22 protein-coding genes are annotated in these 26,397 nt (G+C 67.3%); 10 read left to right on the top strand and 12 right to left on the bottom strand.

The genetic code is table 11. The annotated features are described in order from the left end of the window. Window positions 1-56: 56 nt before the first annotated feature. Window positions 57-1,394 (bottom strand): cytochrome-c peroxidase, encoded by a 1,338-nt coding sequence (locus BUA54_RS05005; protein ID WP_425434946.1) that lies wholly within the window; start codon window positions 1,392-1,394, stop codon window positions 57-59. A 253-nt stretch (window positions 1,395-1,647) separates the two neighbouring features. Between BUA54_RS05005 and BUA54_RS05010 the strand changes: the two genes are divergently transcribed. The 5 genes from BUA54_RS05010 to BUA54_RS05030 all read left to right on the top strand — a co-directional run bounded on the left by BUA54_RS05010 (window position 1,648) and on the right by BUA54_RS05030 (window position 9,755). Further along, window positions 1,648-2,391, top strand: a complete 744-nt coding sequence (locus tag BUA54_RS05010) for an ImuA family protein (protein ID WP_245810560.1) — start codon at window positions 1,648-1,650, stop codon at window positions 2,389-2,391. Between the two features lie 44 nt (window positions 2,392-2,435). Further along, complete coding sequence (locus tag BUA54_RS05015) at window positions 2,436-4,388, top strand: Y-family DNA polymerase (protein WP_342742683.1); 1,953 nt, start codon at window positions 2,436-2,438, stop codon at window positions 4,386-4,388. Window positions 4,389-4,694: 306 nt separating this feature from the next. After that, a complete protein-coding gene (locus BUA54_RS05020) occupies window positions 4,695-7,991 on the top strand; it encodes an error-prone DNA polymerase (RefSeq protein WP_072856048.1) in 3,297 nt (1,098 codons plus the stop codon). 24 nt (window positions 7,992-8,015) lie between these two features. After that, window positions 8,016-8,411, top strand: coding sequence for a carboxymuconolactone decarboxylase family protein (locus BUA54_RS05025; protein ID WP_072856049.1), 396 nt, complete (start codon window positions 8,016-8,018; stop codon window positions 8,409-8,411). 108 nt (window positions 8,412-8,519) lie between these two features. Then, on the top strand, window positions 8,520-9,755 hold the full coding sequence (locus BUA54_RS05030) for a multidrug effflux MFS transporter (protein WP_072856050.1): 1,236 nt from the start codon (window positions 8,520-8,522) through the stop codon (window positions 9,753-9,755). A gap of 10 nt (window positions 9,756-9,765) precedes the next feature. Here the strand turns inward: BUA54_RS05030 and BUA54_RS05035 are convergent, their stop codons facing one another. The 7 genes from BUA54_RS05035 to BUA54_RS05065 form a co-directional block, all read right to left on the bottom strand. Next, window positions 9,766-10,530, bottom strand: coding sequence for a LamB/YcsF family protein (locus tag BUA54_RS05035; RefSeq protein WP_072856051.1), 765 nt, complete (start codon window positions 10,528-10,530; stop codon window positions 9,766-9,768). Further along, window positions 10,527-11,552 (bottom strand): 5-oxoprolinase subunit C family protein, encoded by a 1,026-nt coding sequence (locus BUA54_RS05040; protein WP_072856052.1) that lies wholly within the window; start codon window positions 11,550-11,552, stop codon window positions 10,527-10,529. The genes BUA54_RS05035 and BUA54_RS05040 overlap by 4 nt, the downstream gene beginning before the upstream one ends. Beyond that, the gene (locus tag BUA54_RS05045; RefSeq protein ID WP_072856053.1) at window positions 11,549-12,289 is read right to left on the bottom strand and encodes a 5-oxoprolinase subunit B family protein; all 741 of its coding nucleotides are present in this window, start codon (window positions 12,287-12,289) and stop codon (window positions 11,549-11,551) included. The genes BUA54_RS05040 and BUA54_RS05045 overlap by 4 nt, the downstream gene beginning before the upstream one ends. Window positions 12,290-12,417: 128 nt before the next feature. Further along, on the bottom strand, window positions 12,418-13,611 hold the full coding sequence (kynU, locus tag BUA54_RS05050; protein ID WP_072856054.1) for a kynureninase: 1,194 nt from the start codon (window positions 13,609-13,611) through the stop codon (window positions 12,418-12,420). Window positions 13,612-13,647: 36 nt separating this feature from the next. Beyond that, window positions 13,648-14,733 carry a cupin domain-containing protein gene (locus BUA54_RS05055; RefSeq protein WP_072856164.1) on the bottom strand — a complete coding sequence of 362 codons (1,086 nt, stop codon included), beginning with the start codon at window positions 14,731-14,733 and terminating at the stop codon, window positions 13,648-13,650. A 76-nt stretch (window positions 14,734-14,809) separates the two neighbouring features. Beyond that, window positions 14,810-16,306: a fumarate hydratase gene (locus BUA54_RS05060; protein WP_072856055.1), complete on the bottom strand. Its 1,497-nt coding sequence runs from the start codon at window positions 16,304-16,306 to the stop codon at window positions 14,810-14,812. 79 nt (window positions 16,307-16,385) lie between these two features. After that, the gene (locus BUA54_RS05065; protein WP_072856056.1) at window positions 16,386-17,726 is read right to left on the bottom strand and encodes a Y-family DNA polymerase; all 1,341 of its coding nucleotides are present in this window, start codon (window positions 17,724-17,726) and stop codon (window positions 16,386-16,388) included. Window positions 17,727-17,938: 212 nt separating this feature from the next. Between BUA54_RS05065 and BUA54_RS05070 the strand changes: the two genes are divergently transcribed. Beyond that, window positions 17,939-19,060: a TRAP transporter substrate-binding protein gene (locus BUA54_RS05070; protein WP_072856057.1), complete on the top strand. Its 1,122-nt coding sequence runs from the start codon at window positions 17,939-17,941 to the stop codon at window positions 19,058-19,060. A 75-nt stretch (window positions 19,061-19,135) separates the two neighbouring features. Here BUA54_RS05070 and BUA54_RS05075 read toward each other — a convergent pair whose 3' ends face one another. Continuing rightward, the gene (locus tag BUA54_RS05075) at window positions 19,136-21,157 is read right to left on the bottom strand and encodes a TRAP transporter large permease (protein ID WP_072856058.1); all 2,022 of its coding nucleotides are present in this window, start codon (window positions 21,155-21,157) and stop codon (window positions 19,136-19,138) included. Further along, window positions 21,154-21,741 (bottom strand): TRAP transporter small permease subunit, encoded by a 588-nt coding sequence (locus tag BUA54_RS05080; protein WP_072856165.1) that lies wholly within the window; start codon window positions 21,739-21,741, stop codon window positions 21,154-21,156. The genes BUA54_RS05075 and BUA54_RS05080 overlap by 4 nt, the downstream gene beginning before the upstream one ends. A 231-nt stretch (window positions 21,742-21,972) precedes the next feature. Here BUA54_RS05080 and BUA54_RS05085 point away from each other — a divergent pair, with 231 nt between their 5' ends. The 3 genes from BUA54_RS05085 (at window position 21,973) to BUA54_RS21860 (ending at window position 24,354) form a co-directional block, all read left to right on the top strand. Then, entirely contained in the window at window positions 21,973-23,166 is a 1,194-nt protein-coding gene (locus tag BUA54_RS05085; RefSeq protein ID WP_084114086.1) for a PQQ-dependent sugar dehydrogenase, read from the top strand. A 7-nt stretch (window positions 23,167-23,173) separates the two neighbouring features. Then, window positions 23,174-23,728, top strand: coding sequence for a c-type cytochrome (locus tag BUA54_RS05090; RefSeq protein WP_072856059.1), 555 nt, complete (start codon window positions 23,174-23,176; stop codon window positions 23,726-23,728). Window positions 23,729-24,189: 461 nt separating this feature from the next. Beyond that, window positions 24,190-24,354 carry a fibronectin type III-like domain-contianing protein gene (locus BUA54_RS21860; protein ID WP_084114090.1) on the top strand — a complete coding sequence of 55 codons (165 nt, stop codon included), beginning with the start codon at window positions 24,190-24,192 and terminating at the stop codon, window positions 24,352-24,354. A 350-nt stretch (window positions 24,355-24,704) separates the two neighbouring features. Here BUA54_RS21860 and BUA54_RS05100 read toward each other — a convergent pair whose 3' ends face one another. Both BUA54_RS05100 and BUA54_RS05105 read right to left on the bottom strand, forming a co-directional pair. Beyond that, window positions 24,705-25,346 (bottom strand): outer membrane protein, encoded by a 642-nt coding sequence (locus BUA54_RS05100; protein ID WP_245810561.1) that lies wholly within the window; start codon window positions 25,344-25,346, stop codon window positions 24,705-24,707. Between the two features lie 199 nt (window positions 25,347-25,545). Then, window positions 25,546-25,986 (bottom strand): prepilin peptidase, encoded by a 441-nt coding sequence (locus tag BUA54_RS05105; protein WP_072856060.1) that lies wholly within the window; start codon window positions 25,984-25,986, stop codon window positions 25,546-25,548. 214 nt (window positions 25,987-26,200) lie between these two features. Between BUA54_RS05105 and BUA54_RS05110 the strand changes: the two genes are divergently transcribed. Then, window positions 26,201-26,397, top strand: a 197-nt coding sequence (locus BUA54_RS05110) for a DUF4331 family protein (RefSeq protein WP_143155336.1), incomplete at its 3' end; no start/stop codon positions are given.

Here is a 26,397-nt window from a genome sequence, read left to right on the forward strand (position 1 = left end):
CCGACGTCAGGTCGCAGCAGGCCATCTTTCGAATTTTCGCCGAAAATTCGGGGCTGTCAGGGCACGGGCAACCCGCTGGGAACCGCTGTCGGCACGCCCATCCGCCCCTTGATCGCGGTGGGATCGGTCAGGCTATCGAGAAAGGCCACAAGCGCCGTCACATCCTCGTCCGACAGGGCAACCGGCGGCGTCGTCACCGCGGCGGCGATCGCCGCCACCTCGGCCGGGTCCGACATGATCGCGTCGTCGCGGACATCGAGGCGGGGCAGCACGGCCTGCGCGATGTCATAGCGCGACAGGGCCGCGACCGGATCGGCATGATCCGCCACGAAGCCCGCCAGCGTCGCGTGACTGCCCGCATGGCCGTAGGGGCCCGTCAAGGCCACGTTGCGCAAGGATGGCGTGCGGAAGGCAAACAGGTCCTCCGGTTGCCCCGTGACCTCGAACCGCCCCTCGTCACGGTTGGAGGCTTCGAACCGCGCGCCCTTGCCCGGTCCGATCTGCGGCGCGCCCATCGCATGATAGCCCTGATCGGTCAGCAACGGGCCGCTGTGGCAAGTGCCGCAGCCGGCGCGGCCGTAAAACAGGTCCATCCCCGTCGCCGCGGGCTCCGGCAGTGTCGCCTCGCCCCGCAGCACCGCATCGAAGGGCGCGGTGTCGGACCGCCATTCCAGTTCCATGAAGGCGGCGATGGCATTCGAGATGTCGGTGAACCCGATGTCGTCCGGTCCGGTCAGGTGCGGATAGACCGTCTGGAACATCCGCGCATAGACGGGAATGGCCGCCACGCGGCGCGCGATCAGGTCCCATGCCCCGCCGGGTCCGGTCAGCAACCCCTGCCGCACGGCGCGCGCGACATCGCTTTCGGCGTAATGGCCCGCCATCTCGTCGGGACTGAGAACCGGGAACATGGTCTGCGCCGACAGCAGGGAGGCGAAGCCGGTCACCATCTCGTCCTCCAGCGGGGTGCGGATGCCGCCGGGGCGGTTCGGATCGACGCTGATCCGGCCGTCGTCGAAGAGGACCGTCAGGTCGCGCAGGCCGAGGTTGAACAGCGCGGGCGCGTTGCGCGGCACCCGCTCCTCCGGCAGGTTGGCGGGATCGGCGATCCGGTCCGGCCCGAGCCCCCGCCCGCCGTCGCCCAGCCCCAGCGACAGGCCGTCGCCGGTGCCGAATTTTGGGTGATGACAGGTGGCGCAGGCCACGTCTCGCCCGCCCGACAGGATGGGATCATAGAACAGAAGCTGGCCCAGCTTTGCCGCGTCCGGGTCCACCGGCAGGAAATCCGCGTTGGTAAGGGGCTCTGGCAGGACATGCCGCTGGACCGTGGTCTCTGCCGCGGCCTGCGTGCCGGCCAGGATCCCCAGAACCCCGATGATCCGTTTCAGTGTCACGCCGGTCTCCTCCTCCCGTCGATGCCGTGCAGGTCTGCCGACCTGCCGTGTTCCGCGCAGAATGGCCGAAGCGGGGAGGCGTCGCAATGTCGTTCCATGACCGGCCTTCATACCGGTGAAGGACCATGCAACCATCCCTGCGGTCCGGGGGCTGCGGGCGCCCTTTCAGAGTTGTGAAGGCATGTTGAAGGTTTGACGAAAGCACCGTCGCGGTATAGAACAAATCAGGAACAAATGGAATCGGACACGCCCCGTGAACACGCCACTCAGCACCGCCGGAACCCTGTTTTACGACCATGCCGCCTCGCGCCGGACCGGGCGGGACGCGGATCTTGCCCCGCTCTGCGTGGCGGAACCGACCCTTTCGGAATATTTCACGGACAATGCTGCCGACGGCGCCGTGACGGCCTTCGCCTGCACCCAGCTGAAGCAGATCGCGGCCTCGGGCAAGCCGATCCTGTGGGTGCAGGACCGCGTGACGCAGCGCGAATCGGGCAAGCCCTTTCCTGCCGGCCTGCCCGCCGGGCTGCGACTGATCCTCGTGACCGTGAACCGGGCCGTCGACCTGTTATGGAGCATGGAGGAAGGCCTGCATTGCGATGCCCTCGGCGCGGTTCTGGGCGAACTCTGGGGCGATCCCCCCGCCCTCGACTTCACCGCGACCAAGCGTCTGGCCCTGCGGGCAGAGGCGCGGGCGATTCCCGCCCTGCTGATCCGGCGCGGGGGCCATCCGAACCTCAGCGCGGCGCGGCAGCGGTGGCGCATCACGTCCCTGCCCGCCCGTCTGGACCCCGATGACAACCGCGCGCCGGGCACACCGCTCTGGCAGGCGGACCTGTTCCGGGCCCGCGGGCGCCCGCCGGGACAATGGGTTGCGGGTCCGGGCAAGACCGGTGTCCTGCTGTCGCACGCTGTCCATATGAACGATGCCGGGGGTGGTGGCCTCTCCGATGGAACCCGCCACACCCCCGGCCCGACGATCCGTGCCGCCGGCTGACCGTCGCATAGGCGGCCGCCCCTTCCCTTCGAAGTCTGCTTACAATGACCCAAGACCGTTCCGCCCGGATTCTGCCCTTTCCCCTGTCCCGCGCGCGCCGCGCCGGCGGGGTGCAGGATCATGCGCCCCGTGTGGCACAGGCGGGCCTGCACCCCGTGGGACCGACCCGCCTGTCCGCGGCGCTCGATATCCTGCAACTGGCCGAAGTCGCGACCGGACCCCGGAACGCGGGCCTTTCAGGGTCCGGTCACTTGCACCGCGCCCGGCCGGGCGACGCGGGGCCGTCATGCCCCGGGGGACAAGGACCGATGCAGCCAACATCGGTCATGCCCGCGTTGCAGATGCCTGTCCCGGCGCTGCGCGCCGGTCGCCCCGCGCCGCCCCGCCAGCCTGCGGCGCGACGCGCCTCCTGCGACGGTCCGGACCGGGACACCGGGTCCGGACCGGGACCGGATCGCAGGGCCCTCTCGCGCCGCATCGTCAGCCTGCAGCTGACGGATTTCGCCATGGCCCGCTGGCTGCGCTGGGGCCATGCGCGCCACGACGCGCCCCCCGACAACCTGCCCGTGATCCTCGCCAGCGAAGGGCCGCATGGCCCCGTGGTGACCGCCGTGAACCGGGCCGCTGCACTGGCGGGGCTGCAAACCGGCGCACGGGTGGTCGACATGCGTGCCCTGTGTCCGACCGTGCGCGTGGTGCGTGCCGACCCCGACGGCGACCGCGCGGCACTGGACAAGCTGATGCTCTGGGCCCGGCGCTGGTGCCCCTGGACCGCCGTGGACGGGGCCGACGGGATCGTGATGGACACGACCGGATCGGACCACCTCTGGGGGGGCGAGGATGCTCTCCTGCGAGAGATCGAGGGGACGCTGGGCGCGCTGGGGTTCTCCAGCCGCCTCGCGATGGCGCCGACCCACGGCGCGGCCTGGGCGCTGGCCCGGTTCGGCCCGGTGCGCAGCATCGCGACACCCGACACGCTGGCGCAGATGACGGCCCCCCTGCCCGCGCGGGCCCTGCGGCTGGAGTCGGATACCGTCCTGCTGCTGCAAAGGCTGGGCCTGAAATCCGTGGGCGACATCGCCGCCGTGCCCCGCCTCAGCCTGACCCGGCGCTTTGCCCGGGCAGCGCTTGTGCAGAACCCGCTGGCCCGGCTGGACCAACTGCAGGGCCGTCTGGCCGAACCGGTCAGTGCCGGTCAGGAACCGCACCGCTTTGCGGTACAGGTGCGCCTGCCGGAGCCTGTTCAGGATCCCACCCCCTATCTGCCCGATCTCTGCGCCACCCTCTGCGCGGCGATGGCAGAGGCCGGCTGCGGCGCCCGGCGGCTGACCGTCACGATCTACCGCACGGACGCCGAGGTCAGCACAATCACCGCCGCCACCGCCCGCGCCAGTCGCGACCCCGCCCACATGCGCCGCCTGTTCGACGATCGCCTCGACCGGATCGATCCCGGATACGGGTTCGAGCTGATCACGCTTTCTGCGGATCTGACCGAGGATGTCACGGCGACCCAGACCGACCTGGAAGGCCGGGCCGACGATGGCGCGGCCCTGGCGCAGGTGGTGGACCGGCTGTCGGCGCGATTGGGGCCGCAGGCGGTGCGCACGCCGGCCCTGCACGAAAGCCACATCCCCGAACGCAGCCTGGCCTGGGCGCTGGCCCTGTCGCAGGCGCCCCGCGGCGCCGGATCGCCGGTCTTCACCGACCGCCCCCTGCGCCTGTTCGACTCGCCGGAAGAGATCAACGTCCTCTATGCCGTCCCCGAAGGTCCGCCGGTCCAGTTCCGCTGGCGCCGGGTGCCGCATCGCATCGTCCGTTTCGTCGGACCGGAACGCATCGCGCCGGAATGGTGGAACGACCGGCCCGGCACCCGCCTGCGCGACTACTACCGGATCGAGGATGACAGCTGCCGCAGGCTGTGGATCTACCGCGACGGCATCTACGGCGACGACCGGCCGGAGCCGCCGCGCTGGTTCGTGCACGGCCTGTTCGGCTGATGTGCCCGTTGGCCCCTGTCGCTGGGGGGGCCAGCCCCCCCGGGCCAAAGGCCCTCCCCCCCGAGGTATTTTCGACGAGAAGAAGCAAGGGTTTCTTAACTACCTTCGTGCATATTGATTTGGCGGTACAGGCGGAGGCGCCGATGACCGCACGAGGAGAAGGCGTTCCGTGGACCCGCAAGGTCGCGGAACGCTGGACCCACCTCGGGCAATTTGGGCTTCTTCTCGTCCCAAATACCTCGGGGGGGCCGCCTCTGGCGGCGGGGGCAGAGCCCCCATGCGACCCCGATGCGGGGGATGCCCCCGATGCCTGAGAACGATCACGTCCATCCCCGGCACACCCTGCCGGAGGATGGGGTCTATGCGAAGAACCCCAAGGCGACTTACGTCGAACTCGGCCTCTTCACCTGTTTTTCGTTCCTGCGGGGGGCTTCTGACGCCGCCGACCTGGCGGGCGAGGCTTGGGCGCTGGGGTATGACGCCATCGGGGTCGCCGACCTGAACACGCTGGCCGGCGTCGTGCGCATCCATGCGGAAGCGCGCAAGACCGGCATGCGCCCGGTGATCGGGGCCCGGATCGCGCTGGTGGGGGGAGAGACCTTTCTGGCCTATCCGCGCAACCGGGCGGGTTATGGCAATCTGAGCGCGCTGATCTCGAAGGGGCGCATGCACGATCCCGACGGGGCCTGGCAGGCCAAGGGCGTCTGTGACCTGACGCTGGCGGATCTGGCCGCACAGAGCGACGGGGTGCAGCTGATTGCCGTACCCCCGCGTGATTTGCGCGGTTTCTCCCGGACCCTGCCGCGGCTGGTGCGGGCCCTGCCGACGTTGCGCCATCTGGCCGCCAGCTACCTCTACCGTGGCGACGACCGGGCGCGGATCACGCGGCTGGACCGGATGGCCGGGCAGAACGGGCTGCGCCTGCTGGCGACCAACGATGTCCTCTACCACGTCCCGGCCCGACGGCCCCTGCAGGACGTGATGACCTGCATCCGGGAAAAGACGACCCTCGCCCGCGCGGGCTATCTGCTGGAGGCGAATGCCGAGCGACATCTGAAGTCCCCGGCCGAGATGCAGCGGCTCTTTGCCGAATGGCCGCATGCGATCGCGGCGACCCGGGCGGTGGCCGATGCCTGCCTCTTCGACCTGCGGGAGCTGTCCTACGAATACCCATCGGAGGTGATCCCGAAGGACAGCACGCCGCAGGCGCATCTGGAAAAACTGACCTGGGAGGGGGCGGCCACCCGCTATCCCGAAGGGATAGCGCCGGAGACGCGGGCGACCCTGGGTCGCGAACTGGCGATGATCGCCAAGCTCGACATCGCGCAGTATTTCCTGACGATCCACGATATCGTCCTCTTCGCCCGGTCGCGCGGCATCCTGTGCCAGGGCCGCGGCTCGGCGGCCAATTCCGCCGTCTGCTACGTCCTTGGCATCACCGCCGTCGACCCCGCCCAGCACGCCCTGCTGTTCGAACGCTTCATCAGCGAGGAACGGAAAGAGCCGCCCGACATCGACGTCGATTTCGAACACGAGCGGCGCGAGGAGGTGATCCAGCACATCTACAAGAAGTACGGCCGCGACCGGGCGGGGTTGTGTGCCACCGTCATCCACTATCGCCCGCGGTCGGCGATCCGCGAGGTCGGCAAGGTCATGGGCCTGTCGGAGGATGTGACGGCGGCGCTGGCCAAGACCGTCTGGGGCAGCTGGGGCACCGACATCGGCGAGAGCCACGCGAAGGAGGCCGGCGTCGACCTGTCCGACCCCCTGTTGCGCAAGACCCTGATCGTGGCCCGCCAATTGATCGGCATGCCGCGGCATCTGGGCCAGCACGTCGGCGGCTTCATCCTGACTGAACGGGCGCTGACCCGCACCGTGCCGATCGGCAACGGGGCGATGCCGGACCGGACCTTCATCGAGTGGGACAAGGACGACATCGACACGCTGGGCATCCTGAAGGTCGACATCCTTGCGCTGGGGATGCTGACCTGTATCCGCAAGTGTTTCGACCTGATACGGGCACATTACGGCCACGACTGGACGCTGGCATCCGTCCCGCAGGAGGATCCGCGCGTCTACAACATGCTGTGCAAGGGCGACAGCATCGGCGTCTTCCAGGTCGAATCCCGGGCCCAGATCAACATGCTGCCGCGGCTGCGGCCGCGCACCTTCTACGATCTGGTGATCGAGGTCGCCATCGTCCGCCCCGGCCCGATCCAGGGCGACATGGTGCATCCCTACCTGCGCCGCCGGTCGGGGGAGGAGCCGGTCAGCTACCCCAGCCCCGGCGAACCCCACGACCCGGAGGAGTTGAAGAAGATCCTCGGTCGGACGCTGGGTGTGCCGATCTTTCAGGAACAGGCGATGAAGATCGCCATCGACGCGGCGCAGTTTTCCGGTGCCGAGGCGAACGAGCTGCGCAAGGCGATGGCGACCTTCCGGTCGCGCGGCACGATCGAGCTGTTGCAGGAAAAGATGGTCGGCCGGATGGTCAAGCGCGGCTATGACGCGGATTTCGCCAGCAGATGCTTCAACCAGATCAAGGGGTTCGGCGACTACGGCTTTCCTGAAAGCCATGCGGCGAGCTTTGCGCAACTGGTCTATGTGTCAAGCTGGCTGAAGTGCCATTACCCGGCGGCCTTCTGTGCCGCCCTGCTGAATTCCCAGCCCATGGGATTCTATGCCCCCGCGCAGCTGGTCCGGGACGCGCAGAACCATGACGTGACGGTGCAGCCGGTAGACGTGAACTTTTCGGACTGGGACACCACGCTGGAACCCTACCGCAACGGCTTTGCCGTGCGGCTGGGGATGCGGCAGATCGGGGGGCTGCGTGCCGATGCCGCCGCGCGGATCATGGACGCCCGAGATGCACCCTACGACGACCTCGTGGCGCTCAAGACCCGCGCCCGCCTGACCGCCCCCGTCGTGCGCCGTCTGGCCGAGGCGGATGCCGTGCGGTCCATGTGGATCGACCGCCGTCAGGCCCTGTGGGAGGCGAAGGCCCTGCGCGACGCCCCTGACCTGCCGCTGTTTCGCGACCAGTCCGACGAGGGGGCAGAGGTGCCGGTGCCCCTGCCCGTCATGCCGGTCTGCGAGCAGGTGGTGGCCGACTACCAGACCCTACGCCTATCGCTGAAGGCGCATCCGATGTCCTTTTTGCGCCGCAGCCTGACGCGGCAGGGCTATGCCAGCACCGCCGACCTGAATGGCTACAGCAAGGGGCGCAAGATCAGGCTGGCGGGGCTGGTGCTGATCCGGCAGCGCCCCGGCAGCGCCAAGGGCGTCTGCTTCATCACGGTAGAGGACGAGTTCGGGGTCGCGAACCTCGTCGTCTGGCCCAAGGTGATGGAGCAGTTCCGCAAGGTCGTCATGCAGTCTCGCCTGCTGGTCGTCGAAGGCTACGTGCAGCGCGACATCGAGATCATCCACATCGTGGCGCAAAGCCTGACCGACCGGTCTGACGCCCTGCTGCGGCTGGCCCCCGACGCCATGCGCCAGACGATGGGACGCGGCGACGAGGTCACGCATCCCCAGGCCCCCAACGGCGGCCGCCAGCATCCGCGCGACGTGCGGATCATTCCCAAGAGCCGCGACTTCCACTAGCGTCGCTTCAAACGGGAGGACACCATGACCGGCACATTCGACGAAGACCTGTTCCTGAAGGGGCTGGAGAAGCGCAAGGCAACGCTGGGGGCGGACTATGTTACCGCCAACCTCGCCGCTGCCGACGATTTCACCCGGCCCTTTCAAGAGGCGATGACCGCGTGGTGCTGGGGCTTCGGCTGGGGCGACGAGGTGATCGACGCCAAGACCCGCAGCATGATGAACCTGTCGATGATCGGCGCGCTGGGCAAGATGCACGAATGGGAGCTGCACTGCAAAGGCGCGCTGGCCAACGGCGTCACCCGCGACGAGCTGCGCGCGATCATCCACGTCATCGGGATCTATTGCGGCGTGCCGCAGGCGCTGGAATGTTTCCGCGCCGCCCGCAGGGTGCTGGACGCGCAGGACGCTGCCGGCTGACCGTTGCAGCCATGCCTTCTGCGCATGGCGGCCATGACGCCAGAAGGGTTGCCGCATGGGACCGGTGGGATAATTAGCAAGGCAACTAGTTTGATCCGGAAAAAACCAATGAGCTTCGTCCTGACCGCGGACGACAGGCGCGATCCTGCCGTCCTGCCGTATTTTGAATTCGTCGCGATGATCGCCCTGCTGATGGCACTGAACGCCGCGGCGATCGACGTCTATATCCCGGCGTTGCAGGATATCGGTTCTGCCCTTGGTGTCACGGACGAGAACAAGCGCCAATTCGTCATCACGGCCTATGTCATCGGTTTCGGTGGCGCGCAGATCTTCTATGGCCCGCTGTCGGACCGCTTCGGCCGGCGCCCCGTCCTGTTCGCGGGGCTTGGCATCTATCTGCTGGGGGCGGTCGCCGCCGTCTTCGTTCCCACGTTCGAGGCGCTGTTGCTGACCCGACTGGTGCAGGGCATCGGGGCCGCCGCGACCCGCGTGATCGCGACATCGGTGGTGCGCGACCGCTTTGCGGGCGCGCGCATGGCCAGCGTCATGTCGCTGGTGATGATGGTCTTCATGGTCATGCCGGTCTTTGCCCCCAACATCGGATCCGCCGTGCTCTATTTCGGCGACTGGCGGGAACTGTCGGGCTTCATGGTGCTGTTCGGCCTTGTCGCGCTGGTCTGGTCATGGGCGCGCCTGCCAGAGACGCTGAACCCCGCCGACCGCCGCGAGCTGCGGATCAGGCCTGTGTTCGAAGCGTTCCGCCTCGTGCTGACCAACCGCATTGCCGCCTGCTACACGCTGGCGATGGCGGCCTTCTTCGGCGCGCTCTTCGCCTTCATCGGTCAGGCAGAGCAGATCTATACCGGCATCTACAACGTCGGACCGCACTTCACGATCTACTTCTCGCTGGTCGCGGTCTTCATGGCCGCCTCGTCCTTCGCCAACTCGCGGCTCGTCGCGCGCCTTGGGGTCAAGCGACTGTCGCACGGCGCGCTGATCGGCTTCACGACCATCGCAGCCATCCATCTGGCGCTGGCGATCGTTTTCGGCGGGGCGACGCCGTTCCCGGTGTTCCTGACGCTCTTCATCGTGATGATGTGCTTCTTCGGTTTCGTGCCGACGAACTTCAACGCCATGGCGATGGAACCTCTTGGCCGTGTCGCCGGTGTCGGCTCTTCGGTGCTGGGGGCGGCGCAGACGCTGGGGGGCGGCCTGCTGGGCGGTGCCGTCGGATACCTTTACAACGGAACGCTGATCCCGCTGCTATCCGGTTTCGTCGGTCTGGCGCTGGTGTCGGTGATCTGCGTGCTGGTGGCCGAACGCGGGCGCCTGTTCGGCGCCTGACCCGACCGGCCTAGGCCGTCGGCGCCGCGATCCGGATGCCGGCGTCGGCCAGCGCCGCGGCCAGCTGTCCCGCGATCGCCAGCGCCTCTGCCCCGTCGCCATGGACGCAGATCGTGTCGATGCGCGTCGGCAGGCGCTTGCCCCCCGTCGTGGTGATCGCCCCGTCGCGCAGCATGGCCACGATTCGCGCGGCGGCGACGGCGGGGTCGTGGATCATCGCATCGGGCCGGTTGCGGTCGGTCAGGGTGCCGTCGTCCGCATAGGTGCGGTCGGCAAAGACCTCTGCCGCCCATGCGGCCCCCAGATCGGTCGCCGCCTGCGCCAGCGCGGTTTCCGGCATCACGACCAGCCGCAGGTCGGGCTGCACCGCCAGCGCCGCGCGGTAGCAGGTCGTCGCCATCTCCAGATCCTCGCAGGCCATGTTCGACAGGGCCCCGTGCAGCTTGAAGTGCGCCAGCCGCGCACCGCGCGCCTGCGCCAGCGCCATCGCGGCCCCCAGCTGGTACTGGATCATATGCGTCAGTTCCGCACCTGACAGGGTGATCCGGCGGCGGCCGAACCCCTGCAGATCGGCAAAGCCCGGATGCGCACCAAGGGCCACGCCAGCGGCAAGGGCCAGGTCCATTGTCCGCGCCATGGTCGATGGATCGCCCGCGTGAAAGCCGCAGGCGATGTTGGCGGAACTCACGATCTTCAGCAGCGCCGCGTCGTTGCCCATCGGCCAGGGGCCGAAGCTTTCGCCCATGTCGGCATTCAGGTCGATGGTCTTGGTCATGGCGCAGGCTCCAGATCGTCGCCGGCGGTGACGCCGCCGATCAGTTGATAGGACAGAAGGTCGGACATGCCGGCGGGATCGCGCAGCAACGGAAAGGTCCGCGCGCGCAGGGTCGCCATGATCTGCGCGTCGGTCCGGTGCAATGCATCCGCGGTGTCCAGCGTCAGCCAGTCGAAACCTATCGCCGCCTCCACCGGAGCCTGCACGGCGCGCGCCATGTCCGCCTCGATCACCGTACCGATCCGGGGATAGCCGCCAATGGTCTGACATTCCGCCATCATGACGAAGGGCGTGCCGTCCCCGGTGATCTGCACGTCGCCGGCGCGCACGAAGTCGGACACCGGACCGCTCGGGCTCTTGGCCGCGAATGGCGCGCCGTCATGCAGCAGCGGCGCGCCGGTGCGGCTGGCCCGCGGGCTGCGGGTAAATGCGGTGGTCGCCAGCCGCGCGCGGGTGTCATCGTCGAACATCGCGGTCTGCGGCCCGGGCATCAGCCGCAGCGTGCCGCCGGTCAGGTGATCGTCGGGTGGCAGACCGCGATGGGCCCTGTCCGGCTGCGGGTCGTCCCCGAGCGTCAGCGTCGCACCATCCTGCAGCCGCTCCCCAAGGCCGACCGACAGATGCGCCGCGACACTCTTCAGCGCGGCAGGCCCCGTGATCCCGCCCGCCGGCGTCAGATAGCCGTAGGTGCCCGCCGATGCCCCGCCGATCGTCAGTGTCTGGCCGGGCATCAGCAAATGCGTCGCGTTCCAGCGCAGGGGGCTGTCATCGATGCGCGCGCTCATCACCGCGCCGGTCAGGGCAAAGCGCAGGGGCGCATCGCAGCGGAACTGCCCGCCCAGCCCCGCCATCTCGACCGCGGCGCCGGGCTGCGCCAGCCCCAGCAGCGCAGCCCCGGCCATCAGCGCCTGCCGGTCCATCGCCCCGCCGGGCGACAACCCGACGCCGATGCGCCCCGGTCGGCCCAAATCCTGCACGGTCATCAGGGGACCTGCCTTCACGATCGTCAGCACGGCGCTCATGCCGGATCCGCGCAGGTCGCACCGCCAAGGCCGTCGGGGGCGTCGCGCAGGGCCGCGATCTCCGACGCGTCGGTCCGGGCAAAGCGGATGCGGTCCCCGGCGCGCAGGGCGAAGGGCTCCGCCCGATCTGCCCGAAACGGGGCGAAGGCGCATGATCCGATCCAGCGCCAGCCTGTGGGACTGGGATTGGCAAAGAGCACCAGTTGCCGCAGCGCCACGACGAGGGCCCCCGCCGGCACCTGCGGGGTCAGGTCGCGCTGCCGGGGCATGTCCCACGCCTCCGGCAGGAACCCCAGATAGGGCTGGCCGGGGGCGAAACCGATGGCAAGCACGCCGACCTCGACAGAAGTCAGGGCCTCCACCGCAGCGGCTTCGGACAGGCCCGCCAGATCGGCGGTCTCTGCCAATTGCGGGCCAGAATCGCCGCCAAAGCTCGCCGGGATCGTCCAGAGGCGCGTCGGCACCGCCGCATCGCGGGTGTCGTTCTCGCTCGAAAGGCCCTGCAGTCGGGCAGTCAGGTTCGATCGGGACACGGCGTCGGGCCTGAACCGGACCAGCACCGACGCCAGCGATGTCGCGACCTCTGTCACGCCCGACACGTCGGCCCGGCGCACCCTATCGCCAAAGGCCTGCGCCCGCTGAGGCGCCGCCCGAAAGCCGTCGCCGAAGCGCACGAGGATGCCGTCCTGTCCCAAGGGCAGGATCTGCGCCATCGCTTGCGTTTCGTCACGGGTCATCGCCACCTCTGCCCGGGTCGCCGGGCGTGTCTCTGCATTGCACCGGCAAATTGCCGGCAAGACGGCATCCTAAAGGATCGGACCGGACAGGCAATCCATCGGCTGGGCCGCCGCCCGCCCCTGTCGCCTCAGGTCACCGCGCCGCGTACCTGATACTTCGGATCGCGCCATGCCTCGGTCGCCAGAATATCCGCCAGAATGTCGACGGCGCCCGTGATGTCGCCATCGTCGAGGTAAAGCGGCGTGAAGCCGAAGCGCATGATGTCGGGGGCGCGAAAGTCGCCGATCACACCGCGGTCGATCAGCGCCTGCATCGCGGCGTAGCCCTCTGCGAAGCGGAACGAGACGTGTGAGCCGCGCGCCTCCGGATCGCGAGGACTGGCGAGAGTGAGCTGCGGGCAGCGCGCCTCGACCTCTGCAATGAACTGCTCCATCAAAGCGACGGAGGCGGCGCGAACATCGGCGAGCGAAACGCCGTCCCAGACCGACAGGGCCTGTTCCAGCGCCGACATCTGGATCACCGGCGGCGTGCCGACCCGCATCCGGGCGATGCCGCCCGCCGGCTGGTAGTCCATGTCGAAGGCGAAGGGCGCATTGTGACCCATCCAGCCCTGCAGCGCGGGCTGGGCCGTATCCGCCAGATCCGGGCGGACGTAGATGAAGGCCGGCGCGCCGGGGCCGCCGTTCAGGTATTTGTAGGTGCAGCCGACAGCAAAGGCGCAGCCCGACCCGGCGAGGTCGATCTCGAAGGCGCCGGCACTGTGGGCGAGGTCCCAGATCATCACGGCACCCGCGTCATGCGCCGCCCCCGTCAGCGCCGTCATGTCGTGCCGCCGCCCGGTGCGATAGTCGACCTGCGTCAGCAGGACGGCGGCGACCTCTTCGTCGATGGCCTCCGCCACCGCCTCCGGTTCCACCACGCGCAGGCTGTGGCCCTGCCCGATCAGGTCCAGCAACCCCTGCGCCATGTAAAGGTCGGTCGGAAAATTGCCGCTGTCGGACAGCACCACCCGGCGGTCAGGGTTCATCCGCAGTGCCGCGGCGAGCGCCTGATAGACCTTGATCGACAGCGTGTCGCCCGCCATCACCGACCCCGCCGGGGCCCCGATCAGCCCCGCGATCTTATCGCCGACGCGGCCCGGCTGGGCGAACCAGCCGGCGTCGTTCCAGCCCTTGATCAGCATCTGCCCCCACTGGTCCGCGACCATGCCGGCGACATGGCCCGGCACCGCGGCGGGCAGCGACCCCAAAGAGTTGCCGTCGAGGTAGATCACGCCCTCGGGCAGATCGAAAAGGTGCTTGCGCGTGACGCTTTGGGTCATGGGGTCGCCTTTGGAATTGCGGGAAAGTGGCGCGTCCTACACCGGGTCGGTGGCGAAGGCGCCCGGCAGGGCGACCTCCAGCAGTTCGACGTCGTCGGTGGGATCGGCGTAGCGGGTCGCATGGCCCGGCGGAATGACGAAGGCATCGCCCGGCGCAAGGCGGCAGGGGTCGCGCCCCTCGCCTTCCAGAGTGAGGCCGCCCTCCATCACGAAGGTAAAGAGGATGCCGGCGTCATGGGTCGCCCAGCCGGTTTCTCCCTGCCCGCGCCGCACGACGCTGACGCCGGCCACGTCGCCGGTATTGGCCGCGATGCCGGTGTCGCGGACGATGAAGCCGGGCAGACGGTACGGCGTCCACGTCGCCTCCTCCGCCCGGTGGTGGACGAAGCGCTGGCCGCCGAACATCCGGTCGGGATTGGCGGGACCGTTGGGCAGGGTCATCTCGTGGTCGATCGTGGTGACATGCTCTGCCGGCACGCCGACCTCGATCACCTCGATGTTGTCAGAGGCGTAGAGGACGCGGTGCCGGATCTGCGGCGGCTGGATCACGCAGTTGCCCGCGTGCAGGCGGAACGGCTCGCCCTGATCCTCGTAGACCAGATCGACCCAGCCGCGGTAGCAGAAGATCAGCTGGAACCCGACGGTGTGGTAATGCACCATGTCGGGCACCGGGCCGCCGTCGGGAATGCGGATGTGGCTGGCGATGATCGACCCGCCCAGCCGGTCGGGGATCAGATCGCGGTACTGCATGCCCGCACGGCCCACGATCCAGGGCGCCTGATCCGCAAGGCGGCGGACGACGAAGGAATGGACCGGCGCCGGCGTGACCAGCGGCGGGTGCAGGTCAGCGATCTCGATCCGCGTGCCGTTCGGCGCGGTCAGGACGCGCGCGCCATCGGCAAAGCCGTCGGGGTCGTCCATGCACAGTCGCAGGGTGCCCGCGGGTTCCGGCGCCCCCTTCTCGATCCGCAGGCGCAGGCCGTGCCCGGAGAAGACCGCGACCGCCGGGTCGTCGGCGGGAAAGATCATGTCCAGCCGCATCTTCAGGGTCTTGGTAAAGAACGGAATATCGTCGCGCAGTTCCTGCGTCGGCAACCGGATCTCGCCTTGAATATCGCCCATGCCGCTGCCCCCGCCGTGTTTCGGCGCGAAGGTAGTCCGCGCCGCGGGGATGCACAAGAAGCCCTTGTCTGTCGCGTCAGGCGCTCCGCCGCCAAGCCTTCGGGCCGCTTTCGTGGATCGAGTTGCCACGGGTGTCGACGGCCAGCGTCACCGGCATGTCCTCCACCCGCAGGCGATAGATCGCCTCCATCCCGAGGTCCTGATAGGCGACCGGTTCCGCCTCGCGGATCGCCTTGGACACCAGATAGGCGGCACCGCCGACGGCGATCATGTAGACGGCGCCGTGAGCCGCGATCGCCTTCAGCGCCTCCGGCCCGCGCTCGGCCTTGCCGATCATCACCTTCAGGCCGGTCTCCGACAGGATGCGGTCGGTGAACCTGTCCATCCGGGTCGAGGTCGTGGGACCGGCCGGGCCGATCACCTCGTCCCCCACCGGATCGACGGGGCCGACGTAGTAGATCGCGCGCCCCCTCAGGTCGACCGGCAGCGCCTCTCCCCGGTCGAGCGTGTCGACCATGCGTTTGTGCGCCGCGTCGCGCCCGGTGTAGAGCGTGCCCGACACCAGCAACGTATCGCCCGGCGTCAGAGAGGCGAGTGTCGCATCATCCAGCGCATCGAGATCGATCCGGCGCGCGTCAGAGGCCGCCGCATCCAGCGTCACCTGCGGCCAGAGCGAGAGGTCCGGCGGATCGAAGGTCGCAGGGCCCTGCCCGTCCAAAGTGAAATGCACATGCCGGGTCGCGGCGCAGTTCGGGATCAGCGCCACCGGCAGTGATGCGGCGTGGGTCGGGAAGTGCCTGATCTTCACGTCCAGCACCGTCGTCAGCCCGCCCAAGCCTTGCGCACCGATGCCCAGCGCATTGACGCGCTCGTAGATCTCCAGCCGCAGCTCCTCGACCCGGTCCTGCGGGCCGCGGTCGATCAGGTCGAAGATGTCGACGGGATCGTTCAGCGCCATCTTGGCCATGCTCATCGCCTTGTCGACGCTGCCACCGACGCCGATCCCCAGCATCCCCGGCGGGCACCAGCCGGCGCCCAGCGTCTCGACCGTGTTCACCACCCAGTCGGCAACGGAAGCCGAGGGATTCAGCACCGCGAACTTCGTCTTGTTCTCGGACCCGCCGCCCTTGGCGCTGACGGTGACGTCGATCCGGTCGCCGGCCACCATCTCGACATGCAGCATGGCGGGCGTGTTGTCGCCGGTGTTGCCGCGCATCCCGAATGGGTCGCGCACGACAGAGGCGCGGAGCGGGTTCGTGTCCAGCGTGTAGGCGCGGCGCACCGCGTCGTCGACGATGTCCTGCAGCGGGCGGCGCCAGTCGGTCACCGCCTGCACGCCGACCCTGACGAAGACATTGGCCACCCCGGTATCCTGACAGATCGGCCGCCGTCCGAGGGCGCACATCCGCGAATTGGTCAGAATCTGGCCGATCGCGTTGCGGGCACCGGGGCTTTCCTCGCGGCGATACGCCTCTCCCATCGCGGTGATGAAGTCGGTCGGATGATAGCAGGCCACGTACTGCAGCGCGTCCGCGATGCTGTCGGTCAGGTGGGCCTCTGTGACGGGGGGCATGGGAACCTCGATCGGGGAAATGGCATCAGCGTCGTGCCCGCAGGTTAGGCGCCGGGCGTGCCCTTGTCACCGGTTGCGGTCAGAATGTCACGAAATGCGTGTCGGCGTCGGCAACCGCCGGACCGCTGAAATCCGCGGCATCGGGGATGCGGCCAAAGGCGATCTTGGCTCCGACATAGCCGCCGGGCACCTCTGCCATAGGACCCAGCGACAGCGCCTGCGGGCCCATCCGCGCGCGCAGGCCATCCATCAAGTCGCTGACCTTTTCCCACTTGGCCCGTCGCGCTGTGTCGCGGGCGCCACCGGACTGACCCGGCGTGGCCCCGAACAGGTCCGTCGTCATCTCGGCCTCTGCGATCAGGCCGTGCAGCATCACGCTGACCGACCGCGGCCGGAACGGCAGATCGCGCGCAGCGGCGGTCAGACCCTGTTCCAGCGCAGTCAGGAAACTGTGGTCATCGCGCGCGGGCGCAAAGGATCCGTCCCACGTCCATTGCGCGTCACGCTCCGCCCCGGGGTCGCGCGCCCGCAGGGCCAGCGTCAGCCGCGTCACCCGCACGCCCGCCCGCCGCACCCGGCGTCCGGCGCTTTCGGTCAGCAGCCGCGCGCAGACCCTCACCTTCTCGGGATTGCGCCAATCGCGCGGCAGGATGCGGCTGTGGCCGAAGGCGCTCTTGCGGGTGGCGGGCCGTTCGCTGTGATAGCCGTGCAGCCCGTTCCAGAACCGTTCGCCCTCGACACTGCGCCAGATTGCCCGGGCCTGCTTGGGCGCCAGCGCCCAGAGCGTGGTGAAATCATGCACGCCCGCGGCCATCAGCCGCGCACGCATGCCAGAAGAGATACCGGGCAGATCGCCGAGGTCCACGTCCGCCAGCGCCTGCGGCAGATCGGCGGCGCGGATCAGGGCGAAGCCGTCGGGCTTGTGCCGCTCCGCCGCGATCTTGGCCAGAAGCTCCGTCGGGGCCATCCCGATCGAGCAGGTCAGCCCCGCGCTGAAGGCGGCCGCCAGCGCCGCCTTGATCCGCTGCCCCAGCACCTCGCCCTGCGCCCCCTCTGACGGCAGCAGGTGGCAGACGACCTCGTCGATGGACCGGACCTGCGCCACGGGGACGACGGTGCCGATGACACCGAGAATGCGGTTGTGCAGGCGCACGTAGACATCGTGCCGCGCCACGACGAAGATCATGTCGGGGATGATCGCGCGGGCCTTCACGACCGAGGTGCCGGACCTGACGCCCAATGCCTTTGCCTCGCGGCTGACCGCGATGCAACCCGTGTGCAACGCGTCCAGCGGCACCACGCCAACGGGGCGCCCGCGCAGGGCGGGATTGAAATGCTGCTCGGCGGAGGCAAAGAAACTGTCGAAGTCGAGGTAGAGCCGTTCGATGCCGCGCGCCGGGCCGCGCGCATGCTGCGTCATGGAACGCTCCGGACCGGGACGGGTCATCATAGACCATGCACCGTGGCGGACAAGCGGGGGCGGCTATCCTTGATTCGCGGAATGATACAGCACGATCAACCCCTTCGGTTGCGGTTATCCCCGACCTCAGGTCAGAAAAGTGCGCCACCGGTCTGGAAGCTTCCCCCGCTGTCGGTCATCCTGCCCGCATCGAGCCATGAATGGAGGACCCAATGGACCGACGCAAATTCCTCAGGACGGCCTCGGCCGCCAGTGCCGGTAGCCTTGCACTGGCCGCCCCGGCCATCGCGCAGACGACCGACAAGATCCAGTGGCGCTGCACCTCGTCTTTCCCGCAGTCGCTGGACACGATCTATGGCGGCGCGACGGACCTCGCCACCTACGTCCGAGAGGCCACCGACGGCGCCTTCGACATCCAGGTCTTCGCGGCAGGAGAGATCGTGCCGGGCCTGCAGGCCGCAGACGCCGTGCAGAACGGCACGGTCGAGATGTGCCACACCGCCAGCTACTATTACGTCGGCAAATCGCCGACATGGGCGCTGGGCGGCGTCATTCCCTTCGGCCTCGACCAGCGCGGCATGAATGCGTGGCTGTATTACGGCGACGGCATGAACCTGCTGAATACCTTTTACAACAAGCAGGGGCTGCAGTATCTGCCCGCCGGCAACACCGGCACACAGATGGGCGGCTGGTTCCGGAACGAGATCAATTCGCTGGCCGACATGAACGGGCTGAAGATGCGGATCGCCGGTCTGGCCGGGCGCATCATGGAACGGATCGGCGTCGTGCCGCAGCAGATCGCCGGCGGCGACATCTATCCCTCGCTGGAACGCGGCACCATCGACGCGGCCGAATGGATCGGCCCCTACGACGACGAGAAGCTGGGCTTCTATCAGGTCGCCCCCTACTACTACTACCCCGGCTGGTGGGAAGGGAACCTGACCCTCTGCTCCTTCATCAACAAGGACGCCTGGGACGGTCTGCCGCCCGCCTATCAAAGCCTGCTGCAGACCGCTGCGCGGGCGGCCAATGTCGAGATGATGGCCGAATACGACTACAAGAACCCGACGGCGCTGCGGTCGCTGGCCGGCAAGGGCGCACAGTTGCGCGCCTTCCCGCAGGACGTGCTGGATGCCAGCTACGAGGCAGGCATGGCGCTTTATGACGAGCTGGCGTCGGACCCGGAGTGGAAGACGATTTACGACAGCATGATGGCCTTCGAGGTCGACCACTTCCTGTGGACGCAGGTCGCCGAGAGCACCTACAAGAACTTCATGATGGACAAGCAGCGCAACAACCTGCTGCCGGGCCAGAAGACCGGCGGCGGCAACTGACGCAGCGGGGCCGCCCTGCCTGACAAGTCGGAAGAAGCCCGGACCCTCACGGATCCGGGCTTTTTCCTTGTCGGTTCAGTTGCCGAAGTTGAAGCCGCCGTTGCCAGCCGGCGCGGGCGCTGCCCCGTCGTCGGTGGCCGGATCGGCGGGCGCGGAATCGGCGGGCGCGGGATCGGTGGGGGTGGCGTCCGCAGGCGGCGTTGCCGCGCCGTTCCCGAAGTTGAACCCACCACCCTCCGCCGCCGGCGCGGACGGCGGCGCCGAGTTCGCATCTCCGCCGAAGTTGAAGCCCCCGGTGCCCGCCGCGGGCGCGGTCGGCGCTGCCTGACCGCCGCCACCGCCGAAGTTGAAGCCGCCATCGCCTGCGGGCGGGCTGGCCGGGGCGGTCGCATCACCGCCAGCGGGGCCGAAGTTGAAGCCGCCGCCGCCACCGGTCGCCGGACCCTCCGCCGCGGGCGGCGCGCCGAAATTCAGGCCGGACCCGCCCGCACCGTCGGACACCGGCACCACCGCCCGCTGGCGGCTGTCGTCGTAGTGGGTGACGAGACCGGGTACGAGGATCACCAGCATGATGATCCCGAACTGCAGCCCGATATAGGGCAGCACGCCGCGGTAGATTTCCGACGTGCGAACCTTTGGCAGCGTCCGCCCCGTGCTGTCGTCTACCCGGTCCCGGGTGGGCGTGACCGATCGCAGGTAGAACAGCGCAAAGCCGAAGGGCGGCGTCAGAAAGGACGTCTGCAGGTTCAGCGACAGGATCACCCCGAACCAGATCAGGTCGATCCCCAGCTTGTCCGCCACCGGCGCCAGCAGCGGCACGAGGATGAAGGCGATCTCGAAGAAGTCGAGGAAGCAGCCGAGGATGAAGATAACGATCGTCACCACGATCAGGAAACCGATCTGGCCGCCCGGCAGCCCCAGCAGCAGTTCCTCGATCCAGACCTGCCCGTTGACGCCGTAGAAGGTCAGGCCGAAGACCCGCGCGCCCAGCAGGATCAGCAGCACGAAGGACGACAGCTTGGCCGTCGATTCCACCGCCGAGGTGAAGGCGCGCAGCGTCAACCGCCGCCTGCCCAACGCCAGCAGGACGGCCCCCACCGCCCCCATCGCGCCGCCCTCGGTCGGTGTCGCGATGCCAAGAAAGATCGTGCCGAGCACGAGGAAGATCAGGGCGAGCGGCGGGATCAGGACGATGACCACCGCCTCCGACAGGCGCGACAGGATGCCAAGGCGCAGGTGCTTGTTCGCCAGCGCGATGACGTAGCAGACCCCGACGGCGACGGCGCTGGAAAACACCACGCGAGAGCCGGAGACCATGTCGGCGAAGAAGATCCGCGCGCACAGCAGGTAGAGGGCGACCGCCAGCACTAACATCACCAGAAGCGACGCGATGCCGTTGCCTAGCCGCCGCTCCTCTGGCGGCAGGGCGGGCACGGCGGCGGGGCGCAGGATCGCCAGCGCGCCGATGTAAAGGCAATAGACCCCGATCACGATCAGCGCGGGCCAGACCGCGCCAAGATACATGTCGCCCACGGACACGCCCAGCTGGTCGGCCATCACGATCAGCACCAGCGACGGCGGCACGATCTGCGCCAGCGTGCCGGCGGCGGCGATGGTGCCCAGCGCCACCGACTGGTCGTAGCGATACCGCTGCATCACCGGCAAAGAGATGAGGCCCATCGCGATCACCGAGGCCGCGACCACCCCCGTCGTGGCCCCCAGCAGCGCCCCCACGAGGACAACCGCAAAGGCCACGCCGCCGCGCAGCGGCCCGAAGAGCTGCCCCACGGTGTCGAGCAGATCCTCTGCCATGCCGGACCGTTCGAGGATCAGCCCCATGAAGGTGAAGAACGGGATCGCCAGCAAGGTGTCGTTCGACATGATGCCGAAGACCCGTTCGGGCATCGCGCGAAGAAGCGGCCAGAACAGGTTGATGTCGCTGGAATATTCAGACAGACCGACGCCGACGACGAAAAAGAACAGCCCGCCCGCCGCCAAGGTCAGCGCCACCGGATAGCCCAGCAGCAGAAGGCCCATCACGCTGATGAACATGATCGGCGCCAGATTGTGCGCGATAAGCTCCACAAGGGCGATCATGCGCCGGCCCCCCGGCCCTCGGTGGCGATGCCCGCCTCCTCGACCACGGGGTTGTCCGGCGGGGTGTCCGGCGGCAGCGGGATCGCGCCGGACAGCTTGCCGCAGCACTTGATGATCTCGGACACCGCCTGCACCAGCAAAAGGACGAATCCCGCGAGGATGAAGAACTTTGCCGGCCAGCGGATCAGGCCACCGGCGTCGCCGGACTGTTCGCCCGACAGGAACGAAGTGACGAAGAACGGCCAGGACAGATAGACCATCACCACGGCGAAGGGGACGAGGAAGAGGATGTGACACACGAGGTCGACCACGACGCGACTGCGTGGCGACAGCATGCTGGAAACGACGTCGACCCGGACGTGCTCGTCGTCGCGCAGGGTCCAGGCGGCGCACAGCATGAAGACCGCGCCGAACAGGTACCACTGTGCCTCCAGCCAGGCGTTGGATGACATGTTGAGGGTCTTGCGCAATATCGCGTTGCCGGCGCTGACCACGATGGCCGCGACCACCAGCCACGCGAGGCACCGGCCGATCAGGCCGTTGACCCGGTCGATGACCGCGGCGATTTTCAGAAGGACCGTCATGGCGCGGCCCGTGCGATGCAGATCGCGATCATCGAAAACCCTGTCCCTTGTGCGCAATTGCGGTATTTATGGCGGTCCTGAATCGGGTGTAAACCCAATTCGGCCCGCCGCATCGCCGCAGCGATCTGCCGATCGCCGCCGTTTCAGGTGCCCCTGCGGCAATCCGCGACACGCCAGAGTTGCCAGACGTCCCGTCTTGCTCTTTAGTGAAGCCCTAGGGAGGACATCTGTATGACACGTGCGACAACCGCGATTGCGACGATACTGACCTTGGCCGCTGCCCCGGGCTTTGCGCAGGACGCGCCCGAAAAGGGCAGCCCCCTCGAAGGCCGGCCGGAAACCGAGGCCGCGCAGAAGCTGGCGCCGGAAAGCCCGCCGGCCCTACCGACCGAAGAGGCCGATTTGCCGCTCGACATGCTGAAGGCCCCCGACGGGTTCACCGTCGAGGTCTATGCAAGCGGCATCAACAACGCCCGAACGCTGCGCGTCGCCGAGGACGGGACCGTCTTCGTCGGCAACTGGCAGGGCAACGACATCTACGTGATCCCCGCCGGCGGCGGCGAGCCACGCAAGATCTACGAAGGCCTCGACTGGCCCAACGGTCTCGCCCTGCATGATGGCGACCTCTACATCGCAGAGCACACGAAGATCTCGGTGGCCGAGGACATCATGGACAACCTCGACAACCCGCCGGAGCTCAAGGAGATCTACAGCGAACTGGGCGAGCCGCGCCCGCATGGTTGGCGGTTCCTTGCCGTCGGACCCGACGAAAAGCTCTACGTCTCGAACTCCTCGCCCTGCAACATCTGCGCCCGAGAGGACGGCTTCGGCGAGATCCGCCGGATGGAACTGGACGGAACGGGCGCGGAACCGATTCTGACGGGCATGCGCAACACCGTCGGTTTCGACTTCCACCCCGAGACCGCCAACCTGTGGTTCACCGATAACCAGCGCGACTGGCTGTCAGAGGACATCCCGCAGGACGAGCTGAACGTGCTGACCGAAGAGGGACAGGACTTCGGCTTTCCCTATTGCCACAACGGGCTCTACACCGATCCGGAGTTCGGTTGGGGCCGCCAATGCAGCGAGTTCGCGGACCCCGTCGCATTGCTGGGGCCGCACACGGCACCCCTCGGCATGCGCTTCTATACCGCGGAGTCCTTCCCTGAAGATTACCGCGGGCAGATCTTCATCGCCAAGCACGGGCCGTGGAACCGGACAGAGAAGGCCGGAGCCGAAGTCGCCGTCGCCTACCTCGACGGCGAGACGGGTATCGCGCGGACCGAGCCTTTCCTGACCGGCTTCATTCAGGACAACAGGTATGTCGGCCGTCCGGTCGACGTGGACTGGCTGCCCGATGGCTCGATGCTGGTATCGGACGACTGGAACGGCGCCGTCTACCGCGTCAGCTACGATGGTCAGTAGGCCATGGATGATGATCGGCCTCGCCTGTCTGGCGGGGCCGGTCGCGGCGCAGGGTTTCGATGACACGAAGGACCAGTGCGTCGCGTGTCATGCGGCGGGTGACGCAGCGCCGGAAACCCCGCTTCTGGGCGGGATCGACGAGAAATATGCCCTTCTGCAGCTCGTCGCCTTCCGCGAGGGCGATCGCCCGGGGGACGTGATGCCATCGATCGTCGGCGAATTCTCCAACGACGACCTGCGCGCCGCCGCCGCCTGGGTCGCCTCGCTGGACCCCAGTCCGGTGCCAGAGGACCCGACCGAGGTCGATGCAAAGGCCGCCGAGGCGCTCGCGACCGAGCATCGCTGCAACATCTGCCACAATGCCGACTACCGCGGCGGCGACCAGATCCCGCCGCTGCGCAACCAGCACGCGGCCTACCTCGAGGCGTCGCTCCTCGACTACAAGGCCGAACGCCGCGTCGGGGACCGGGCCGCGATGGTCGAGGTCGCACAGGCCCTGTCCGACGCCAACATCACCCTCCTCGCGACTTTCCTCGCAAACCTGCCTGACGATGGCGACTAGACGGAAAACGGCAAGCGGAACGATGGCGCACCGCGACGCGCGGCAGTCGATCACGAAGCGACCGTAAACAGGAATGCCGGCCCTGCGGGCCGCAGCCACGCATGAGCGCATACTCTCGTGGCGGAGGCTCATTCAGCCAAAAGTTGCTCACTCAAACTTTTAAATTAATAAAGACAGGGTCTTAATCTCTTGGTCTATATTGAAAGTGTAGCGAGTTGTGTAGCAAAAAGAAAAAATTCTTATTGGTTGCGGGAGAGGGAATTGGTTTTTGGCGAACGGTTTGCGAGGTGAAGTGGTGAACTTCCGCCCCGCGCGCGTTCTGCGCGCGGGGCAACGCGGTCACGCATGGCCTTCTCCATCCGCAGGCTTGGGTTCTGCGGCGTCGACCGCGGCAGCGTCTTTTTTCGCCCTGCCACTGATCGACCTGATCCTGGGCACTTTCGGCAACGCCAGTTGGCGCGTTGGCGGCCGGCGAGACAAGGACTGTCACTTTCGATCTGACACCGGATCATTTGCGCTATTGGAGTGCCGCCACACGCGACTGGGTACAGGATGCCACCGAGATCGATGTCTTCGTCGGCGGGTCATCGCGTGCCGAACTGCAAAATTCCCTGATCGTCGCGTAGGCGAAGCCCAAGCAAGCGATCGATCTCGCCGAGAAAGGCCCTCAGCCGATGTTCGCCGCCATCGTGACCGATGACCAGTCCCTACAGACAGGCCTATTCCCAGCTTTAAAGCAGAGTTCAGCCGCTGCCGACATCTCCTGGAGGCCGTGAAAAAACACGATAACGCCTTGCTCGGTCACCATCGTCACCGCCTCGATCTTCAACGGACGGCTGAACGAGCGTCTCGTCCTATCCAGGCTCCATTTTAATGGTCACAATCTCAACTTCGTATCCACGAAACCGGCAGCAGCGCTGGTCAATCCATCGAGGTCTTGAGGCTTGCCGAGCCCGCGGCACCCCTCGTCCGAGAGTCAAAAATTGAACGACGCCCTCAAACCCATCGTCGTTGCGTCAAGCTCGACACCGCTGCCGTTGAAATCGTCGAACCTGTGTTGCAGAATTTCTGCGCCGACGGACAGGGACGGCGTGTAGCGATAGTCGACGCCCAGGCCCGCGAAGGCACCGGTGTCCTCGCCCGCGAAGCTGCTGTTGCTGATCGAGGCCCTCGCGACGCCGGTCGTCGCGTAGGGCATGAACCGCCCCGCGTCATATCCGACACGCAGTTTTGCGCGTGCGATACTGCCAAACTGTAGAAAGGACGACCCTTCCTGAACGTCCGTTGCCTCGTACTGCAGTTCCCCACCCACGACGACACGGCCGAAATCGCGGTTGTAGCCCGCGTGGATTCCGTAGGCCGTCCCGTCGGGCGATCCGGCGAACAGGTCGGCTCCGTTGAAGGTGCCGTCGATCCGCGCGTATCCAAGACTGCCACCGACATACGCACCGGTCCAGTCGGCGGGACTGGCGGTCGGGGCCGGCATGACCATGGTCGGGGCCACGTCTATCGTCGGCTCGGCCATGCTACCGGCGACGGCGGATGTGCCGGAGGTCATACCGCACAGTATCGCCAGTGCAAGACGTGCGGACGAAAGCGGATAAAGAGCCTGAGCCATGGTGAAGTCCTTCCAATAAAACCGAGCACACGTGTAAAAAAGTGGTCATCCAGGCCCTGCGTGCAAACAAAGCTGAACAGTACCTTAGTGTCGCGGGGAAGTCGTTCAAACGAATTGTAACAGGCCGCATCACTTTGCGGCGAAGCGTGACAGTTTCATCGTCCGGCTTGCGATGGTGACCGGCCATTCCCAGCAGGTTTCATTGAATCGTCAACAGCCAGACGCCGAAGAACGATGCCGCGAGCCACGGTCCGAACGGGATGCGCTGCCCTGACGTGGGCCCGGCCATGACTGCGTGACCGAGGCCGCCCAGTGCGGCCAGCAACACCACCACGGGCAAGGCATGCAGCCCGACCCACGCCCCTGCGGCGGCCAATAGCTTGGCATCGCCAAGACCCAAACCCTCCATGTGTCGCAGGCGGAAATGAATCCAGCCGATCAGGGCAAAGACGAGATATCCCGCGGCCGCCGCGACGAACATGTCCCACGGCCAGGCACCGGAGCGGACAAGATTGACGAGCCACCCCGAAAGGATCAGCGGCAGGGTCAGGTCATCGGGCAGGCGAAACGTCCGGATGTCGATCACCGACAACACGAGCAGCGTGACACCCAGACCGGCGGTCGCGAGAATTTCAAACATGTGAGCCTGTGAGTGCTGCCGTCAGCATCTGGTTTAAGAAGTTTGCGAAAAAAGATCGCAAGGCGAAACTATAGCAGTCCCGTGCCGTGACTAAGTTGCAGGATGTTGTGGCGCGGCACTGGTCGCGTTTCAACGCACGTTGGGGTGGCAAGCCGCCATGCCAAAGGTAACGAATGATAATTTTAATGGGAGGGTACAACCAATGATTTTGAGAATGAACAAGACGCTGTGCGGCACGACCGCATTGGCGCTGTGCATCACGGCGACCCTTGCCGGTGCATCGTCGCACCGCGAGGCGCCCGCAATCACGGAAACACCGAAGATCGACGGCACCGATTTTTACATGTTCCGCAGCTACGAACCCGGCCGCGACGGGTTCGTCACGATGATCGCGAACTACCAGCCGATCCA

Source organism: Loktanella atrilutea (assembly GCF_900128995.1).
Taxonomy (GTDB): domain Bacteria; phylum Pseudomonadota; class Alphaproteobacteria; order Rhodobacterales; family Rhodobacteraceae; genus Loktanella; species Loktanella atrilutea.

What these genes read in the sequence shown, in the direction of transcription:
- BUA54_RS05085 (WP_084114086.1), top strand. Translation starts at nt 21,973, where the DNA reads ATGACACGTGCGACAACCGCGATTGCGACGATACTGACCTTGGCCGCT.
- BUA54_RS05015 (WP_342742683.1), top strand. Translation starts at nt 2,436, where the DNA reads ATGACCCAAGACCGTTCCGCCCGGATTCTGCCCTTTCCCCTGTCCCGC.
- BUA54_RS05035 (WP_072856051.1), bottom strand. Translation starts at nt 10,530, where the DNA reads ATGACCAAGACCATCGACCTGAATGCCGACATGGGCGAAAGCTTCGGC.
- BUA54_RS05075 (WP_072856058.1), bottom strand. Translation starts at nt 21,157, where the DNA reads ATGATCGCCCTTGTGGAGCTTATCGCGCACAATCTGGCGCCGATCATG.
- BUA54_RS05090 (WP_072856059.1), top strand. Translation starts at nt 23,174, where the DNA reads ATGATGATCGGCCTCGCCTGTCTGGCGGGGCCGGTCGCGGCGCAGGGT.
- BUA54_RS05080 (WP_072856165.1), bottom strand. Translation starts at nt 21,741, where the DNA reads ATGACGGTCCTTCTGAAAATCGCCGCGGTCATCGACCGGGTCAACGGC.
- BUA54_RS05020 (WP_072856048.1), top strand. Translation starts at nt 4,695, where the DNA reads ATGCCTGAGAACGATCACGTCCATCCCCGGCACACCCTGCCGGAGGAT.
- BUA54_RS05065 (WP_072856056.1), bottom strand. Translation starts at nt 17,726, where the DNA reads ATGACGCAGCATGCGCGCGGCCCGGCGCGCGGCATCGAACGGCTCTAC.
- BUA54_RS05060 (WP_072856055.1), bottom strand. Translation starts at nt 16,306, where the DNA reads ATGCCCCCCGTCACAGAGGCCCACCTGACCGACAGCATCGCGGACGCG.
- BUA54_RS05055 (WP_072856164.1), bottom strand. Translation starts at nt 14,733, where the DNA reads ATGGGCGATATTCAAGGCGAGATCCGGTTGCCGACGCAGGAACTGCGC.
- BUA54_RS05100 (WP_245810561.1), bottom strand. Translation starts at nt 25,346, where the DNA reads ATGGCTCAGGCTCTTTATCCGCTTTCGTCCGCACGTCTTGCACTGGCG.
- BUA54_RS05030 (WP_072856050.1), top strand. Translation starts at nt 8,520, where the DNA reads ATGAGCTTCGTCCTGACCGCGGACGACAGGCGCGATCCTGCCGTCCTG.
- BUA54_RS05070 (WP_072856057.1), top strand. Translation starts at nt 17,939, where the DNA reads ATGGACCGACGCAAATTCCTCAGGACGGCCTCGGCCGCCAGTGCCGGT.
- BUA54_RS05040 (WP_072856052.1), bottom strand. Translation starts at nt 11,552, where the DNA reads ATGAGCGCCGTGCTGACGATCGTGAAGGCAGGTCCCCTGATGACCGTG.
- kynU (WP_072856054.1), bottom strand. Translation starts at nt 13,611, where the DNA reads ATGACCCAAAGCGTCACGCGCAAGCACCTTTTCGATCTGCCCGAGGGC.
- BUA54_RS05105 (WP_072856060.1), bottom strand. Translation starts at nt 25,986, where the DNA reads ATGTTTGAAATTCTCGCGACCGCCGGTCTGGGTGTCACGCTGCTCGTG.
- BUA54_RS05045 (WP_072856053.1), bottom strand. Translation starts at nt 12,289, where the DNA reads ATGACCCGTGACGAAACGCAAGCGATGGCGCAGATCCTGCCCTTGGGA.
- BUA54_RS05025 (WP_072856049.1), top strand. Translation starts at nt 8,016, where the DNA reads ATGACCGGCACATTCGACGAAGACCTGTTCCTGAAGGGGCTGGAGAAG.